Source organism: Musicola paradisiaca NCPPB 2511, assembly GCF_000400505.1.
GTDB classification, from domain to species: Bacteria; Pseudomonadota; Gammaproteobacteria; order Enterobacterales; family Enterobacteriaceae; genus Musicola; species Musicola paradisiaca.
The window spans coordinates 3970787-3986760 of record NZ_CM001857.1; the positions used below are offsets into that span (position 1 = coordinate 3970787).

Annotated in this window: 17 protein-coding genes and 1 pseudogene; 12 read left to right on the top strand and 6 right to left on the bottom strand. The window is 55.0% G+C overall.

Annotated features, from left to right (window positions below):
* Positions 1-233: 233 nt before the first annotated feature.
* The 3 genes from DPA2511_RS17570 to DPA2511_RS17580 form a co-directional block, all read right to left on the bottom strand.
* Positions 234-1376 (bottom strand): Fic family protein, encoded by a 1143-nt coding sequence (locus DPA2511_RS17570; RefSeq protein ID WP_015855087.1) that lies wholly within the window; start codon positions 1374-1376, stop codon positions 234-236.
* A 237-nt stretch (positions 1377-1613) separates the two neighbouring features.
* Entirely contained in the window at positions 1614-2108 is a 495-nt protein-coding gene (locus DPA2511_RS17575) for a GNAT family N-acetyltransferase (RefSeq protein WP_015855088.1), read from the bottom strand.
* Entirely contained in the window at positions 2105-2398 is a 294-nt protein-coding gene (locus DPA2511_RS17580; protein ID WP_015855089.1) for a type II toxin-antitoxin system TacA family antitoxin, read from the bottom strand. The genes DPA2511_RS17575 and DPA2511_RS17580 overlap by 4 nt, the downstream gene beginning before the upstream one ends.
* Before the next feature lie 277 nt (positions 2399-2675).
* On the opposite strand from DPA2511_RS17580, the gene DPA2511_RS17585 reads away from it, so the two are divergent.
* From DPA2511_RS17585 to DPA2511_RS22050, 5 genes and pseudogenes are all read left to right on the top strand, one after another.
* Positions 2676-3395, top strand: a complete 720-nt coding sequence (locus tag DPA2511_RS17585) for a hypothetical protein (protein WP_015855090.1) — start codon at positions 2676-2678, stop codon at positions 3393-3395.
* Positions 3388-4041: an RES family NAD+ phosphorylase gene (locus DPA2511_RS17590; RefSeq protein ID WP_015855091.1), complete on the top strand. Its 654-nt coding sequence runs from the start codon at positions 3388-3390 to the stop codon at positions 4039-4041. The genes DPA2511_RS17585 and DPA2511_RS17590 overlap by 8 nt, the downstream gene beginning before the upstream one ends.
* A 382-nt stretch (positions 4042-4423) precedes the next feature.
* Positions 4424-4779, top strand: a pseudogene (locus DPA2511_RS23250) (Arm DNA-binding domain-containing protein); the annotation flags it as partial.
* Positions 4780-4911: 132 nt separating this feature from the next.
* Positions 4912-5196 (top strand): DUF134 domain-containing protein, encoded by a 285-nt coding sequence (locus DPA2511_RS17600; protein ID WP_015855092.1) that lies wholly within the window; start codon positions 4912-4914, stop codon positions 5194-5196.
* 111 nt (positions 5197-5307) lie between these two features.
* Complete coding sequence (locus DPA2511_RS22050) at positions 5308-5805, top strand: NifB/NifX family molybdenum-iron cluster-binding protein (protein ID WP_015855093.1); 498 nt, start codon at positions 5308-5310, stop codon at positions 5803-5805.
* Between the two features lie 70 nt (positions 5806-5875).
* Here DPA2511_RS22050 and DPA2511_RS17610 read toward each other — a convergent pair whose 3' ends face one another.
* Positions 5876-6472, bottom strand: a complete 597-nt coding sequence (locus tag DPA2511_RS17610) for a class I SAM-dependent methyltransferase (protein ID WP_015855094.1) — start codon at positions 6470-6472, stop codon at positions 5876-5878.
* 272 nt (positions 6473-6744) lie between these two features.
* Here DPA2511_RS17610 and DPA2511_RS17615 point away from each other — a divergent pair, with 272 nt between their 5' ends.
* Positions 6745-8208, top strand: a complete 1464-nt coding sequence (locus DPA2511_RS17615) for a PKD domain-containing protein (protein ID WP_015855095.1) — start codon at positions 6745-6747, stop codon at positions 8206-8208.
* Positions 8209-8318: 110 nt separating this feature from the next.
* Here DPA2511_RS17615 and DPA2511_RS17620 read toward each other — a convergent pair whose 3' ends face one another.
* Positions 8319-9140, bottom strand: a complete 822-nt coding sequence (locus tag DPA2511_RS17620; protein WP_015855096.1) for a MetQ/NlpA family ABC transporter substrate-binding protein — start codon at positions 9138-9140, stop codon at positions 8319-8321.
* Between the two features lie 508 nt (positions 9141-9648).
* Here DPA2511_RS17620 and DPA2511_RS17625 point away from each other — a divergent pair.
* The 5 genes from DPA2511_RS17625 to DPA2511_RS17645 all read left to right on the top strand — a co-directional run bounded on the left by DPA2511_RS17625 (position 9649) and on the right by DPA2511_RS17645 (position 13872).
* Positions 9649-10203 carry an RNA polymerase sigma factor gene (locus DPA2511_RS17625; protein ID WP_015855097.1) on the top strand — a complete coding sequence of 185 codons (555 nt, stop codon included), beginning with the start codon at positions 9649-9651 and terminating at the stop codon, positions 10201-10203.
* Entirely contained in the window at positions 10200-10625 is a 426-nt protein-coding gene (locus DPA2511_RS17630; RefSeq protein ID WP_015855098.1) for a hypothetical protein, read from the top strand. Before DPA2511_RS17625 ends, DPA2511_RS17630 begins: the two co-directional genes overlap by 4 nt.
* Entirely contained in the window at positions 10622-11125 is a 504-nt protein-coding gene (locus DPA2511_RS17635; protein ID WP_015855099.1) for a periplasmic heavy metal sensor, read from the top strand. The genes DPA2511_RS17630 and DPA2511_RS17635 overlap by 4 nt, the downstream gene beginning before the upstream one ends.
* A 314-nt stretch (positions 11126-11439) precedes the next feature.
* On the top strand, positions 11440-12708 hold the full coding sequence (locus DPA2511_RS22055) for a DUF1800 domain-containing protein (protein WP_196805846.1): 1269 nt from the start codon (positions 11440-11442) through the stop codon (positions 12706-12708).
* A gap of 3 nt (positions 12709-12711) precedes the next feature.
* Positions 12712-13872, top strand: a complete 1161-nt coding sequence (locus DPA2511_RS17645) for a DUF1501 domain-containing protein (RefSeq protein WP_015855101.1) — start codon at positions 12712-12714, stop codon at positions 13870-13872.
* Between the two features lie 87 nt (positions 13873-13959).
* Here DPA2511_RS17645 and cadR read toward each other — a convergent pair whose 3' ends face one another.
* Positions 13960-14394, bottom strand: a complete 435-nt coding sequence (gene cadR / locus DPA2511_RS17650) for a Cd(II)/Pb(II)-responsive transcriptional regulator (RefSeq protein ID WP_015855102.1) — start codon at positions 14392-14394, stop codon at positions 13960-13962.
* 68 nt (positions 14395-14462) lie between these two features.
* Between cadR and DPA2511_RS22060 the strand changes: the two genes are divergently transcribed.
* On the top strand, positions 14463-15974 hold a 1512-nt coding region (locus DPA2511_RS22060; protein ID WP_155961694.1), incomplete at its 3' end, for a heavy metal translocating P-type ATPase.

Consider the following 15974-nt stretch of genomic DNA (forward strand, 5'->3'; position numbering starts at 1 on the left):
AAGATAAATATCAAAAGTGTGCTGGGGAATATTTTTTCTGTGAGTCAAACTAGTCGATGTAACGCTATCCTCAAACAAAGATGGCGTTAATCTATGAGGGGCAGGCCAATAGCTTTTAATCTATATCTTCTAATAGATCATTATGCTGTTACGGTATATCACATAAATTATTTCTGTGTTTTCACATTAGTTATATATACCTTAGAGTAATTATTCTACAATTAATTTTTATTTTACAAATCAGGAATAAACCCTTCCTCCCGCAGAACCTTAATCACCCCACGAATCAAATACGAGTTAGAAAACTTCGCCGTATAGGAGCGAGCGCCTTCTTCCACTGGTTGGAGCAGTCCCCGGTCAATCAATTTACCTAGCTGATAAGTCACCTGCGCCGGTTTCAGGTCAGGTAAAGCGGTGCGTAGATCACTCGCTTTTATCGTCCCTAGCTCAACGGCGCGTTTCAGAACTTTAGATTCCAACGGGTTTATTAGCCCTCTTTCAGATGAAAAGTCGATCGCCGGATACAGTATTTTTGTACTCAAAAAAGCATGGTTTGTCAGTTGGTCGACTTTCTTCAGCTCAGATGAAATTCCCGAAAGTACATATAAACACCACTCTTCTAAGCCCTGCTCTGTTCCCTTATCCGCTAGCGACAGCATGGCGTAATAACGCTCACGATCATTACAGAATACCGCTGTCGGATTAAGAACCCGGCCACCTACCTGAACATTAAAACCATACTTGATCAATAACGCATAGGTCAGCAGTCTAACCGTTCTGCCATTACCATTGCCAAATGGGTGTATCCAACCAAAACGGTGATGCACCAGTGCAATCTTCATCAGATCATATTTTGGTTTATCAGCACGGTTAATAAAGGCGGTCAGTTCTGACATATAGTCAGGAACGTGGATATGATCCGGCGGTAAATGGTCAGACTGAGCGATGCTGACGTTATGTTGTCGATAGGCACCGGGCGTTTTATCACCTTCCTGTTGCAACCCGACAACCGCCAGACTATGTAGCTCGCGGATAAAATATTCCGTTATCTCATCACCATTATTTAGATGCTCGTCGATGAATTCCATCGCAGCTTCAATATTGTTGATTTCTTTGAGCTGATCCGTCGAACTTTGGGTTCCTTCGACTTTGCTTTCCACATAGTCGGCAAGCGTGGTGTGGTTTCCCTCAATCCTCGCAGAACCCAGACTCTCCAGCATGTGGAAAACGGCTTTCAACTGCGCAAACAGAATAGGGTGAACATCCGTTTCCAGTCTCAGATGCCGGAGTAACTCCAGTTCCGTCAGCGCATCAACTAAAGGGGAGTCAAAACTGGGGTTCAGAAGCGAGAGTTCAAAGTGATTAAATTGAGCCATGATATGTGGTTATCTCAAATCGAGCATGAGAACATCTCAAAATAATAGCAAAAATACCAATATAATCCATAGATTATAAATCACACCATCTATGATTATCTCAAAAATCACAAATCCAACATATCAAATCTACGTTTAAACGATGTTCAATATGGAGAGAAACAGGCCGTTGCCTGGGTCAATAGCCCACTAAAAAAACCATTCTTTTTTTAATGATTCACGGGCACGAGATCAGTTTCAACTTGATAAACTCCCCACCAAATCCCCCAACGTCACCATCAGCATCATCGGATCTATCGGCGAAGGCTCAAACCCCACACGTATATAAAACTCCCGCGCTTCATCAGATAGCGCATGAACCAACATCCCGCGAATGCCGATAGTATCCGCCACCTGAATCACCCGTAGCCCGGCATCACGTACCAGCGCTCGGCCAACGCCCTGCCCATGCAATGATTTATCTACTGCCAGACGTCCCAGCACTACCACCGGGATCGGATCGGGCATATTGCGGCGAAAACGTCCGGGTGCTGCATTCGTTGCTACGGCGCTGGAAGCCAATGAATAATACGCCAGCACTTTTGAACCATCGCAACTGACGAAAGTTCGCGATGCGCCAGTGACCTGATTTTTCATCGCCCGTAGTTTTAGCCAGTTATCCATAGACTCCACGCCGCAACAGAATGAGGAAAGTACATGTTCGGCGTGGAGTGGCTCAGGGGCGGAGATCATTTTTTCTGTTCCCACGGTGCAGGCGTCTGCATGGTTTTGCGCAGCGCGGCATTCGGCGAAGGAGCCTGATCCAAGCGCGCAAGGAATTCCTGATAAGCGTCAGGATCCGCCATGATGATGCGCTGATCGATCAACGCTTCCTCTGCGGCAGCGCGAGCAGCCTCAAGAACAAAATCAGTGCGATTTTTCCCTCTGGCCTTCGCTGCACGATCAATCAGATCGCGTTCGGCGGGTTTGATGCGTAAATTCAATGTTTCGCGTTTCACAGAAACGTTGTTCGTCGCTGACATGATGTTGTCCTCCGGCCTACATTCTGGACATTAATCATACAGTAGCCGTAACGCTAATGTCATTACGATTTATCGGCATTATGGGGGCGACAAAAACCATTTCCTATTATGTAGTCAATACAAACTTGTATACCGAAAGTTGGGTCTGGTTGGACTTTTTACGGTGCTTAATCCGACCTTATGCTGTTTTTTCACTCAATCACATAGTGTATTATCGGTATTAAGGCTATATTGTATATATTCGATATGTAATTAAGCTGTTAAAAGGAGTCAGATCATGATTACACGAGAAAAAGGCTCTGATTTTGAAGTTATTGCAGTCCCCGCGGACAATATCTCATACTTTAAAACGGAAGATGGGCATGGTGATATCACCATCTCAGTACCAGACGTCCATGATGACAAGGAAAATCAGGCAGAACTGTACTATGTACTGAAACGCCCAGCCTCCATTGATGATGCTGCTTTTAAGGTAGCACTCGAAGCAGCTTTTCGGGCAGTAACTGGCCTGATTCACACCCCCTCAACCGGACTGGTATGGCGTTATACAGTAGAAGCTCCGATTGGGAACGAGCGAAAGAACACTGGCATAACAAACACAGAACGGCTGGAGAAACTTAAAAATACTATCCTGGATGACAGTGAGTGGCTGCCAGCCCAAGAGGTTTCACGCCGTGCTGGAGCCGGCGGCGGAGTGAAAAATCCCAGCGGATTACCCAATCGCTGGAAACGGGCAGGGAAGATTTTTGCTATAACATCGGAAGGCAAAGACCTGTATCCGGCCTATGCTCTGGATATTGGTGGGCAACCGCTGCCACAGTTAAAGAAAATCATCCAAGTGTTCGGTGAAACAAAAACGCCATGGGCGCTCGCCGTCTGGTTTGGCTCCCCCAATAGCTGGCTGGGTAATAAAAAACCCAAAGACCTCCTGATATCAGCACCGGAGCAAGTGCTGGAAGCCGCATTAAGGGCGAAGGAAGGGCCTGTACATGGCTAAGAAAATTAAAACTCCTAGTAAAAACGATCACCTTTTAGCCAATCCGATAACATGGACAAAGGGAAAAATGATCGAGCGCATCCACTCAACGCAGTTTGGTGCGACAGAATTTAACCCAGGAAAAGGGAAAAGCAGGTTCAGCCCCATCAATAACAGTGAGGGAAAAAACATTCCGACATTGTATGGTGGAGAAAGTCTGTCGGTCGCATTGATGGAGACAGTGTTGCATGACCTCCCCACGCCCTGCGAAGGCGCACCGGTTGAACTTTCTGCTCTGGACCCACTTACCCGCAGCCAGATATCCCCCAAAGAGGATATTCAGCTTGTTGACCTCACCCCCCGCTTCATGAAGAAACATGGCATCACACAAGCCGATTTACTGGGGTCTTCTGCAGATAACTATCCCGAGACACGCAAATGGGCTGAAAAAATTCATGCGGATAATCCCGAGGCACAGGGGATCCAGTGGTCTTCCAAACAGCATGGCGATAAGGCTGTTATGTTGTTTGGGGATCGCATCAATACTAACGATCTTGACGTTACGATTGATTCCGAACCGGCATCAACGTCAATAGCGGTAAATAACGACCTGGAAATTCTGGCCGATGAAATGGCGTTGGTTCTGATCCCCAAGGATTTGGCGTAGATAAAACAAGACTATCGGTTAGTCATTTCATTAAAAACCTAATGCTGTAGACGTAATAGAACCGAAAAAATTGACTGGGTTTATGTCCGAAGAGCAATCCCCGCAGTTTAATATGCAAGCAAAAAAACGGGTCAACCTATGGGTCTTGACAACAGGTGAGGTTAAAATTCATGCTACATTTCAACTTAATAGAAAGCTGAATGATTCCGAGTCTGGCACCAAAATTTAGTTTCAGGACGTCCCTATACGTCCGGGAACATAGAAAAATCAGCAAGTTGATAAAAATCTGGAGTGCCTCAAGGTGCTACCAGATTTTTTTGTATCCGTAGTTTTTGGGGGCTGAATTGGGGCCTGTCGGTTCGATAAACTACGGAACCCCACCATGCCTCTGACTGATACCGCCATCCGCAACGCCAAACCGCTCGATAAACCTTACAAACTCAGCGACGCGCAAGTTTATACCTGCTGATTAAACCCAACGGTTCCAAGCTCTGGCATCTCAAATACCGCTTCGGCGGCAAGGAGAAGACGCTGGCGTTTGGCGCTTACCCGACTGTCTCGCTTGCCAGTGCCCGTAAACTGCGTGAAGAAGCCCGGACTATTCTCAGCGCCGGGGACGACCCCGGTGTAAAGAAACAGCAAGACAAACAGGCGAGAAAAAATGGCAATACCGTTGAAGCCGTCGCCCGTCAGTGGGTAGCAGAGAAAAAGGGTTGTCTGGAAACGGCTGCACGGATATGTACTCCCTCCGGTTTTAGTCCCACCGCCATGATGGATACGTTGCTAATGATCCGGCATCAATGCCAGACTATGTCCAACGCAGTAAATGCATGTTGACAACCTTCTATTCCCCCCGAATGAGACGCAAACATGGCCCGACCTAAAATTCCGCGAACTATCTGTGGTCAGCCGGCAGATAGTTGTTTTAAGCCCAACAGAATCCCGATGACAGAACTTGAACGCGTCACGATGGAGCCTGACGAATTTGAGGCGATGAGATTAGTGGATCTGGAAGGTATGCAACAGATTGAAGCTGCGGCGGCAATGCATGTATCTCGTCAGACACTGGCCAATCTGGTCAAATCCGCTCGCGCCAAAGTGACCGACTGCTTAGTGAATGGCAAAGCACTCATCATGACAAACGCCTTGGAATAGTTATTGGATTATGCCAATAACGATGTTATATATGGCATATGCCATATATGCATTCATGAAGCGCTGCGTTAATGGGCATAACTTGAATGCTTTTCCCTTAAGGAGCTTAGGATGATTATTGCCATCCCCGTAATCGGCGAACGTATTTCTTCACATTTCACGAAAACCGAGTGGATTGATTTTTACGACGGTCAATCCATGTTCGTTGCTCGTTGCGTCAATCCAGCCAAGACCCAGGACACCTGTGCCGGCAAAAGTGATCTTTTGGCATTACTTATCGCTCGGAACACCGAACACGTCATCGTGCGGAATATCGGCCAGAACATGCTGGAGAAATTGTTGGCCGCCGGGATCAAGGTATTCCAGGCGACAACCAATGATATGAAAACCATTCTTTGGCAACTGGCACAAGGGCATTCAGAATTCCTGCCGTTGACTGACGCAATACAAGGACGCCCATCCGTTAATCATCAGCAATGTCAGCAGCATAATGAACATCACCACTGTCATCATGCCGCCGGATCTGAAACCGCACATGTCCCCTGCTGCCAGAAGAGCGGAGAGCCGTCAGGGAAAAACCGCTGTTGCCATCAACACCATGGGCACTGAGCCCTTTGGCGTTAAAACCGTCAACCTGGCAGCGGAGGCAGCTGCCAGGCCAGCGCCATCCGGATGCCCTTTATTTTCGTGCGACGAATTCAGTGACATCCGCCATCCCTGTATGAAGTATTCCCTCTTTTATTTCCCGTTCATGGGTACATGCATGTAGAACATGCATAGGAGAAAAACTGTCGGTGAGTTCGTTTAATGCCACCAGCATGTCTACGTCCCCCGGCCCCCCCGTACCATAGCGCAGTTGATTGGGCGAATAGGCCTGATAAATCAGCCACCCTCCCGGATTAAGCCCCGCGAAAATCTGATGATGAATGTTTGCTCTGAGCGTCGAGGGCAGATGGCAAAAAATCATAATGATCAGATCATAGGTTCCATTGAGCTGATACGTCGCCAGGTCACAGACCTGCGTAGTGATTTTCACGCTCCGCGACGCCGCCAACTGGCTCGCCTTAGCCAACCCCACCGCCGAGCCATCCACAGCATGGACATCGTGCCCCAGTTCGGCCAGATAGGTGGCATTACGTCCCTCCCCCTCTCCCAAACTTAAGACACGCAGCCGGTTTGGCGGCAAAAATCGTGAAGCCTGTTCAACCAAAAACGCATTAGGTTGCAGGCCATAGACATATTCAGTGTTACGGTAACGTTCATCCCACTTGTTCACACGCAATCCCTCTATAATCCAGCCCTCTCAGAAAACCGATAGTATCAGCCGGCTTCATTGAGCAACACCGCAATCCCCCACTATCCCCGTCATGCGTCAAATGACAGGTCGCTAGCGGCGTTCGTTCACCCGAATACCTGACCGTAATAAGCTCATCGGGGCTCACTGTTCGGCCGTTTGCCGGCAACTCGAATGCTTTAGGATAGACAAGCACCCGCTACTGCTTCGAGTAGTCGGCATGACCTTTACATCATCACGATAAGGATATTCAAATGGTTGTATTACGGCGTTTTTTCGCCATCTTAAGTTTTCTTCTCTCTCTATCTGCGTTCCCTTCTGCCGCATCATCCCTTACAGCGGATTTATCCTACGTCGCCAACCAACTGACGCTCAATTTTGACGGCGGCGCATCTGGCGGCGGCGAAGACATCGTTAGCTATAGCTGGAATTTCGGCGATGGTGGTACCGCTAGTGGAACGCGCGTCGCACACACCTATGCGTCATCCGGAAACTACAACGTGACGTTAACTGTCACCGACAGTACCGGTAACAATGCAACACAAACTGCCACGGTATCCGCCGGCGAAGTACGTACCGGCTTCGAAGACGGGATCATGTCGCCGATGACCGTTTGCACGACCCAGGGCGCCAATTTTGTTGCCCCGGCGCAGGTCTATGATGAAGGGCTCAATACCGTCGGCGCAGGTGGAGAAACCGCCATCAAAGTGAAATGGTTTCAGTCCGCTTACAATGGCACCCGCATGACCAAAGGGGCCGAAATGTGCTCACCGATCAATATCTACAAGGAAGCCTGGATCGGTTTCATGTTCTATCTCCCCGCCAACGGCTATCCCACGGATAAAGAAGCCGGGATGTTCCAGATTTTTGAAGCCGGTGGTTGTAGTTCCTGGGCTGGAATGCTGACCATCGTCAACAATAGTCTGCGTATTGCGCATCGCGGCGCCTGCGGCAGCGCCACGCAAAAAACCATTGTTGCCGATCTCACACGCGATGCCTGGATCCCGGTAGTGGTACATCTGGTGGCCTCACACCAGTCAGAGGGGCAGCTTCAGATCTGGGTGGGTGACGCCGCGCAAAATGCCCCGACTTACAGCGTTACTGGTATCAATCTGGGCTTTGGCGACTGGAACGACGACGAACTTGCCAGCGGTAGCCAGCTTTACTTCAAATTTGGTCAGTACGACTACGACACATCAAACTACACTGACGGAGAAACTCGCACATCGTACTACGACAATGTGCACATCATCGCTACCGCCGCCGACAATGGCTGGAGCGCCGTTCATCCCACCGCCAGCAGTTTCGCCTATTCCGGTACGGCCTATGCGGCCAGCACCCAGCCGGTCGTCACCCGTACTGCCGAATACGCTTTCGATGGTTCCGCCGATACCAAATGGCAGGGCAGCGGCCAGAGCGGCTGGCTGCAATACCGCTATGCCGATCATGCGGCCACGGCGATCACCCACTACACGCTGACCAGCGCCAGTTCCGCCGCCGCCCGAGATCCGCTCGACTGGGCATTGCTGGGCTCCGACGACGGCAAAACCTGGATCACACTGGATACACGCAGCGGTCAGACTTTTTCAAGCCGCTCCATGGCACGTTCATTCTCCATTACCTCGCCTGGCAGCTACGTTTATTACCGTCTGCGGGTCGACGCTAACCATGGTGATACCGCCGCCACCCACCTGGGAGAATTGACACTCACGCCTTGATTGACGAGAGGACGCAACACCCCAAACGCAAAGCGGGCCTATGACAGGCCCGCTGATTTTTCACCCTCACTCACGGCGCCGCCGTAATCAGGCAGGCGATATCAGTGTGATTAGGGGTGCTTCGCTTTCATCCATTCCGGCTTCTGGAACGCGGTAAAAATGGTGTCTTTTCTGTCGAAGAATGCGGCGAACTCATCAGACTCCACCGCCGCCTTCAGCGCTTTGGCGAAAGGTTTCCCGGCGTCTTCCTCACGCACCACCAGCATATTTTTCAGGTCTTCCGGCAGCACGTCCAGTTGAATGGCGTCGGACAGTTTCAGCCCGGAAGCAATGGCGAAATTGGCGTTAATCAGCGCACCGGTGACGCCGCCCATTGCGCGCGGTAGCTGTGCCGCCTCCAGCGGTTTAAAAACCAACCCTTTCGGGTTTTCGCCAATGTCTTTCAGCGACGCTTTAGTGGGAGAAATCCCCGGGCTCAGCGTGATCAGGCCATACTTCTGCAAAAACTCCAGCGAACGCGCCAGGTTGGAAGGGTCATTCGGCAGAATCACCACATCACCGGCTTTCAGGTCGCCCAGCGATTTCACCTTGTTGGAATAGAACCCCATACTGGCGGTCGGGACAGTAATGATTTCCGATAACTTCAGCCCTTTATCAGCGCTGAAACGGTCAAGATAACGTCGGTTCTGGAACAGATTCGCGTCGATACTCTTGTTGACCAACGCCATGTTCGGTTGGATGTAATCGCTGAACTCCTTGACGCGGACATCATACCCTTGCTTCGCCAGAATCGGCTTGATCGCCTGCGTGACCATATCGCCATACGGCCCCGGCGACACGCCGATCAGGATGTTCTTTTGCTCGTCCGCATGTGCCTGCGCGACCAGCAAAAACAGGAAAAAACAGCCTTGCATAATCTTTTTGAACAGCATTGTGCGCTCTCTTATTGTGGTACCGATTTGTGGTACCGATGTTGTGCCAGCCCGACCGACAACCACCGCCGTCGGCCTTCCATGAATAACATTTTTTTCTCCGCATAAAATCAGCAATGGAAACATCAATCCATCAGTAAAAAGACAAACCAGCATTCGCGATTTTAGAACAGTGAAATCCAGAAGCACGGCTACTGCATCACAGCGCCGCCGCACTGAATTCCCGCTCGCATCGCCCGTGAAGCGTGCCGACTCATTAACACCGATGGTGATTGACACAAAACATCGCCTTAAAACCAAAAGCGCATAACAAAATCTGTTTTTGTTATTTGAAATATGCGACGGATTTTTACGCCCCCTACGTTTAAGCCATAAAGCAGCCACCCGACACGATTCGGAACAAACCCGGTACGTACTTTTTCCGTCGCAGAGTAAATTTCAATCAATCAATCCGGATAGGGCGGCACAAGGTGAAACAGCTATTCATGAAACGGCGGAGCATTGAGCGTTGAGCGAACGTGATCCGGATGCGGAACTGGTTGCGGCGGTCGGCCGGGGAGAACCGGCGGCGACAAGCCAACTGGTCGCACGCAAGCTGCCGCGTCTGCTGGCGCTGGCGCTACGTCTGCTGGGCGATCGCATGGCGGCGGAAGATGTGGCCCAAGAGGCATTCATGCGCGTCTGGAAGCAGGCGCCGCACTGGCGCGAAGGCGAGGCGCGTTTCGATACCTGGCTGCATCGCGTCGCGCTCAACCTGTGCTATGACCGGCTGCGCGCCCGCCGTGAAGAGCCGCTGGCGGATGAGCTCGAGGAGACAGAACCCGCCGATCGCCCTGACATACGGTTTGATGCCCAGGTGCGCCATGCGAATGTCCAGACGGCGCTGGCGGCACTGCCCGCACGCCAACGAGAGGCGCTGGTGCTTAATTACTATCAGGAATTGTCAAACATCGACGCCGCAGCGCTGATGGGGATCACGGTCGATGCGTTTGAAAGCCTGCTTGCCCGGGCGCGTCGCAACCTGCGCGCTCAATTGTCCGAAGGGGATGGGGGTAAATCATGACACCAGAAAGATTTCGCAGCATCGTCGACGCCTATGGCGCGGATGCGCGCCGCTGGCCTGCGGCCGAACGCGAGGCGGCTCAGGCATGGGCGGACACGCATCCCGACACGGCTGCCGCGCTGTTGACCCACGCGGCACAGCTTGACGCATGGCTGACGACGAACCGCATCACGCCGCCACAGGACAGGCTAATCGCCCGCATCATCGCCTCGGCGCCGGTTCGGAAGGCACGGTTATCAGGTCATTCGGGCCTCTGGTGGACCGGCACGTTGGCCTGCGCCGGTCTGGCGGGCGGGTTGACCGGCGCCTTCGTCGTCTCGTTTTTCCTGCTGGCTAACGTGCCGACATATCCACACCTCCCGGCGCATTTGGTCACGGCGTTTAGCGCCGCGCCGTCAGATATGGAAGGAGACGCCGAATGAATTTCCGTTCATGGCCGGTTCTGTTGGTTGCGTCGCTGGCGCTGAATGTATTTCTACTGGGTGGTATCGCCGGCGCCGCCTGGCAGTGGCACGCCGCGCGCGAAGCGTCGACGACAGGCTCGACGCCTCAGTCACACTCGTTACGCTTTGCCGCCGCCCCGTTATCGACGGAACGGCAAAAAGCATTTACCGATGGTCTCAATGCCGCACGCCGCAATGCACGCGAAGCGGTTCAACAGGGGCGCGACGCCCGACGCGACGTGTTGCGTCTGCTGGCGGCGCCGCAATGGGATCGCGCGGCGTTGGATACGGCGCTGCAACGCACCCGTGACGCCGATCTGGCACTGCGCACGCGCGTTGAACAGAGCGTAGTGGATTTCGCCGCCGGCCTGACGCCGGATGAGCGGGCTCAATTCGCGCAATCTCTGGCGGTATACAGCGAATGGTGGCAACCCCCACCGTCGCCAGCCGTCAACGCGGGGCCAAAGCCCGCCCAATAGCAACACGAACACGATCGATAACAGCACGATCAATAACAACACGATCCAATAACAACATGGGCCAACGCGGCCCAGCAAAAGGAGAGCTGATATGGCAACCCCCTCCGCCCCAACGATGAACGCCGCGCCGCCATCCGCAAAGGTCGCGGCAACATCGCAATCCGGGCTCGCCGCTATCGCCTTAAACCGTTTCGGTCTGGGCGCTCGTCCCAACGATACGCCGCCCACCAACCCGAAAGGCTGGCTGCGCGCCCAGTTCGCCGCATACCAGCCGCGGCCCGACATCTGGGCCGCACAGCCGGATTCCGGCGCGATTGCCACGCTGCTGGATCAAAAAACGCAAACAGGCCATGGAGGGGGCGGCAAGCAACAGCGACCCGGTGCAACGGGAAAAAGACGCACGTCGCGCCGCGATGGACGCGGTGAATATGACGTCCCGCGATCTTTACCAACAGGCGGTGAATGCGCGGGTTATGAGCGCACTGACCACGCCGACGCCGTTTATCGAACGGCTGGTGCACTTCTGGTCGAATCACTTTGCCATCTCCGTCGACAAAGGCGAGGCGGAACCCTACGCCGGCGCGTTTGAAACCGAGGCGATCCGTCCGTTTGTGCTCGGCCGTTTTGAAGACATGCTCCTCGCGGTCGAGCGCCATCCCGCCATGCAGCTGTTTCTCGATCAGGTCAACTCTATCGGCCCCAACAGCCCCGCAGCGCTGCGCGCAAAACAACGTAACGCGCCGCGCAATCCGGGGCTGAACGAAAATCTGGCGCGAGAAATCATGGAATTGCATACGTTGGGGGTACGCAGCGGCTATACCCAGGCGGATGTGACAGAATTTGCCCGCGCCATGACAGGGTGGAGCGTGATGGTGAAACCGCCCGCCAAACCCGGCGACAATCCGCCCGCCGGCGCATTCGTGTTCCGCCCGCCCCAGCATGAACCCGGCGATCGCACCATCATGGGGCGCCACTATGCGCAGACGGGCGAAGATCAGGCGCAGGCGGTCATGCACGATTTGGCGCAATCCTCAGCCACCGCCAGGCACATCGCCACCAAGCTGGCGCGCCACTTCATCGCCGATACCCCTCCGCCGGAAGCCGTCGAAGCGCTGGCCCAGGCGTTCACCCGCAGCCGCGGCGATTTACCGACGGTCTACGATGCGCTTATCGCGTCGGAAGCGGCCTGGCGGCACACCGCCGCCAAATTCAAAACACCGTGGGAATGGGCGATCTCGTCGCTACGCGGGCTGGGCATACAAGACCCGGTCGCGGAAACCGGCAATCAACCGATGGCGGCGTTGTTCATAAAACTCGGCCAGCCGGTGTGGCGCCCCGGCTCCCCCGCCGGCTATGACGACATCGCGGCCAGTTGGGCGGCGCCCGACGCGCTGATGCGCCGGGTTGAATTCGCACAGCGCGTCGCCGCTCGCATCGGCGATCGGCTGGATGCGCGCCAGCTTGCGCAGAAACTGCTGCCCGGCGTGCTGAACCCCGCGACCGGGCAGGCCGTTTCCCGTGCGGAAAGCGCGCCGATGGCACTGGCGTTACTGCTGGTCTCCCCCGATTTCCAACGGAGATAAACGATGATTACCCGACGTGGTTTTATTCAACTTGCCGCCGCAGGCGCGGCAATGCTCATCGCGCCGAGGATCGTCTTCGCGCGCGCCGCCACCGACAGCCGTTTCATTTTTATCATTCAGCGCGGCGCCGCCGACGGGCTGAACATCGTCATTCCCTATGCCGATCCCGGTTATACCGCGCTGCGCGGCGAACTGGCGATAGATACCGCCACGGCGATAAAACTCGACGGTACATTCGCGCTGCACCCGTCGCTCAGTCAGATCGGCAACCTGTATGCACAACGCGAAGCGCTGTTCATACACGCTATCGCCTCGCCCTATCGCGACCGTTCGCATTTCGACGGCCAGAATGTGCTGGAAACCGGCGGCTCCGCGCCGTTTCAAATTCGGGACGGCTGGCTCAACCGGCTGGTCGGCATGATACACGGCGCCACCCCCACGCCGCATGAAAACGCCATTGCTTTCGCCCCGACGATACCGCTGGCGCTGCGCGGCACAACGGACATCGCTTCCTACGCCCCGTCGGGGTTGCCCCGCGCGCCGGAGGATTTGCTGATGCGCGTATCGCAGCTCTACGCGGAAGATGCGCAGTTGCATGCGTTGTGGGAATCGGCGCTGGCGACCCGCGGTCTGGTGGGTAACAGCGAACCGCGTCAGGATCCGGCCAGCATCGGTAAAATGGCGGCGAATATTTTGTCCCGCGCCGACGGGCCGCGCATCGCCATGCTGGAAACCAGCGGCTGGGATACGCACAGCGCCCAGACGCCCCGGCTGGCTTCGCAACTCAAAGCGCTGGATATGTTGATCGCCGCCCTACGCGACGGACTCGGCCCGGTATGGAACAACACGGTGATACTGGTCGCCACCGAGTTCGGCCGCACCGTCGCGACCAATGGCACCGACGGCACCGATCACGGCACCGCCTCGGCGGCAATGGTCATCGGCGGCGCGGTCTCGGGCGGACGGATCATGGCTGACTGGCCGGGACTACGACCGGGCGATCTGTACGAATCGCGCGATCTGAAACCCACCGCCTCGCTGGACGCACTGATCGCCGGCCTCGCCAGCGAAAGTTTTCACCTCGATCCTGGGCGCATCACCCGAACCTTATTCGCCCGCTCGCCCGGTATCACGCCGATGACGGGATTGCTGCGTTCGTCGTAGCGCCGCCGGGCATTCGGATCCCAACGATGCCGGGATGAATCACGGCGCGGGGCAGCATGATCCTCCTCACGCCGGTCGTCACCTTCCTCACCCCAAATGGGTATGGCCGGTTCTGCCCTCTTCCGTCAGTTCCAGTGCCGACAACCCCTGCAAAATGCCGCAGCCATCCACCGACTGGGCAACCTGACAACGCTGACTGATGTGCAACAGTTGCGACTTGAGTTGTTGCAGTTCTGCAATACGCGCTTCGACATGCCCAATATGTTCATTGAGCAAGGTATTCACCCCTTCGCAACTGGCGGCGGGTTGCTCCGCCAGCGCAATCAGCGCGCGGATCTCTTCGTGGTTCATATCCAGCGATCGACAATTGCGAATAAAACGCAGCCGATCGACATGAAACTGGTGGTAATGCCGATAGTTGCCTTCGGTACGTTCAGGCGCCGGCAACAGCCCTTTTTTCTCATAAAAACGGATGGTTTCCGGCGTGGTATTGGTCACGCCGGCCAGTTCACCGATCTTCATAAATACCCCTTGACCCTATAGTTACTACAGGGTTTTTACTACAGCAAAACCCGGAACAGGAATCAACCATGTCACATGAACATCCCCGCTACACCTTATTCAAGCACGACTCCGCGCACCGTGCCGGAAAAGGTGCGCTGCAGCCGATATCGCGCGTATCCGGCACGCATCCGGATCGCCATGAACATGAACATCATCGGCTCGACACCGGGCACGGGTTGCCCGGTACGGACGGCTGCCACTGCCACGGCACCGACCCTGCGCATGGCGATCAGTCTTGCTGTGCCGCGCCCACTGACCCCTTGTCGCCGTTAAACGGCGGCGAGCGCCAGGGCGATCAGCAGCGCACGCCGATACGGATTATGCAGATGGACTGCCCGACGGAAGAGGCGATGATCCGCAAGAAACTCGCCACCCTGAACGCCGTGCAATCGCTGGAGTTCAATCTGATGCAGCGCGTACTGACCGTCACCCACCGGCACGATGCGCTGGACAGTATTCTGGCCGCGATTCGCTCGCTGGGTTTTGAGCCGGAAATCAACCTCGTCGGCCGTGCGGCAGAACACGCTCAGCCGAAAAAGGCCTGGTGGCCGCTGGGTCTCGCCATCGCAGCCGCAGGCATGGCCGAAGTCGCAGAGTGGATGGGGTGGCCGTGGTGGACAGCGGCCCTATTGGCCATTATCGCCGTCGCCGCCAGTGGGCTGACCACCTACCGCAAAGGCTGGATGGCGATACGCAACGGCAACCTGAACATCAATGCGTTGATGAGTGTAGCAGTCACCGGCGCATTGTTGCTGCAACAATGGCCGGAGGCCGCCATGGTGATGGTGTTGTTCACTATCGCCGAACTGATTGAAGCCCGCTCGCTGGATCGGGCCAGAAACGCCATCGCCGGCCTGATGGCGCTGACGCCGGAAACCGCTACAGTGCAACTGCCGAACGGCGACTGGCAGGATGTGGACGCGAAAACCCTCCAGCCGGGCCGTATCGTGCGCGTCAAACCCGGCGAGCGTATCGCGCTGGACGGCGAGATTGTACGCGGCAGTTCGGCGGTGAATCAGGCGCCGATCACCGGCGAAAGCCTGCCGGTGGACAAAACCGTCGGCGATAGCGTGTTTGCCGGCACCATCAACGAAAGCGGCTCGTTTGAATACCGGGTGACGGCCGCCGCCGCCAATACCACGCTGGCGCGTATTATCCATGCCGTTGAAGAGGCGCAGGGCGCCAAAGCGCCGACGCAACGCTTCGTCGACCGCTTCGCCAAAATTTATACCCCGGCGGTATTTCTGGTGGCGCTGTTGGTCGCGCTCATTCCGCCGTTGTTCATCGGCGGCTGGCTGGATTGGGCATACCGTGCGCTGGTGCTGTTGGTGATCGCCTGCCCCTGCGCGCTGGTGATCTCTACGCCGGTGACTATCGTCAGCGGGCTGGCTGCCGCCGCACGCCGCGGCATCCTGATCAAGGGCGGCGCGTTTCTGGAAAAAGGACATGCGCTGTCCTGGCTGGCGCTGGACAAAACCGGCACGCTGACGCTCGGTAAACCGACGCAGACCGGCTTTATCAACTGCGGCGAGCTGGAT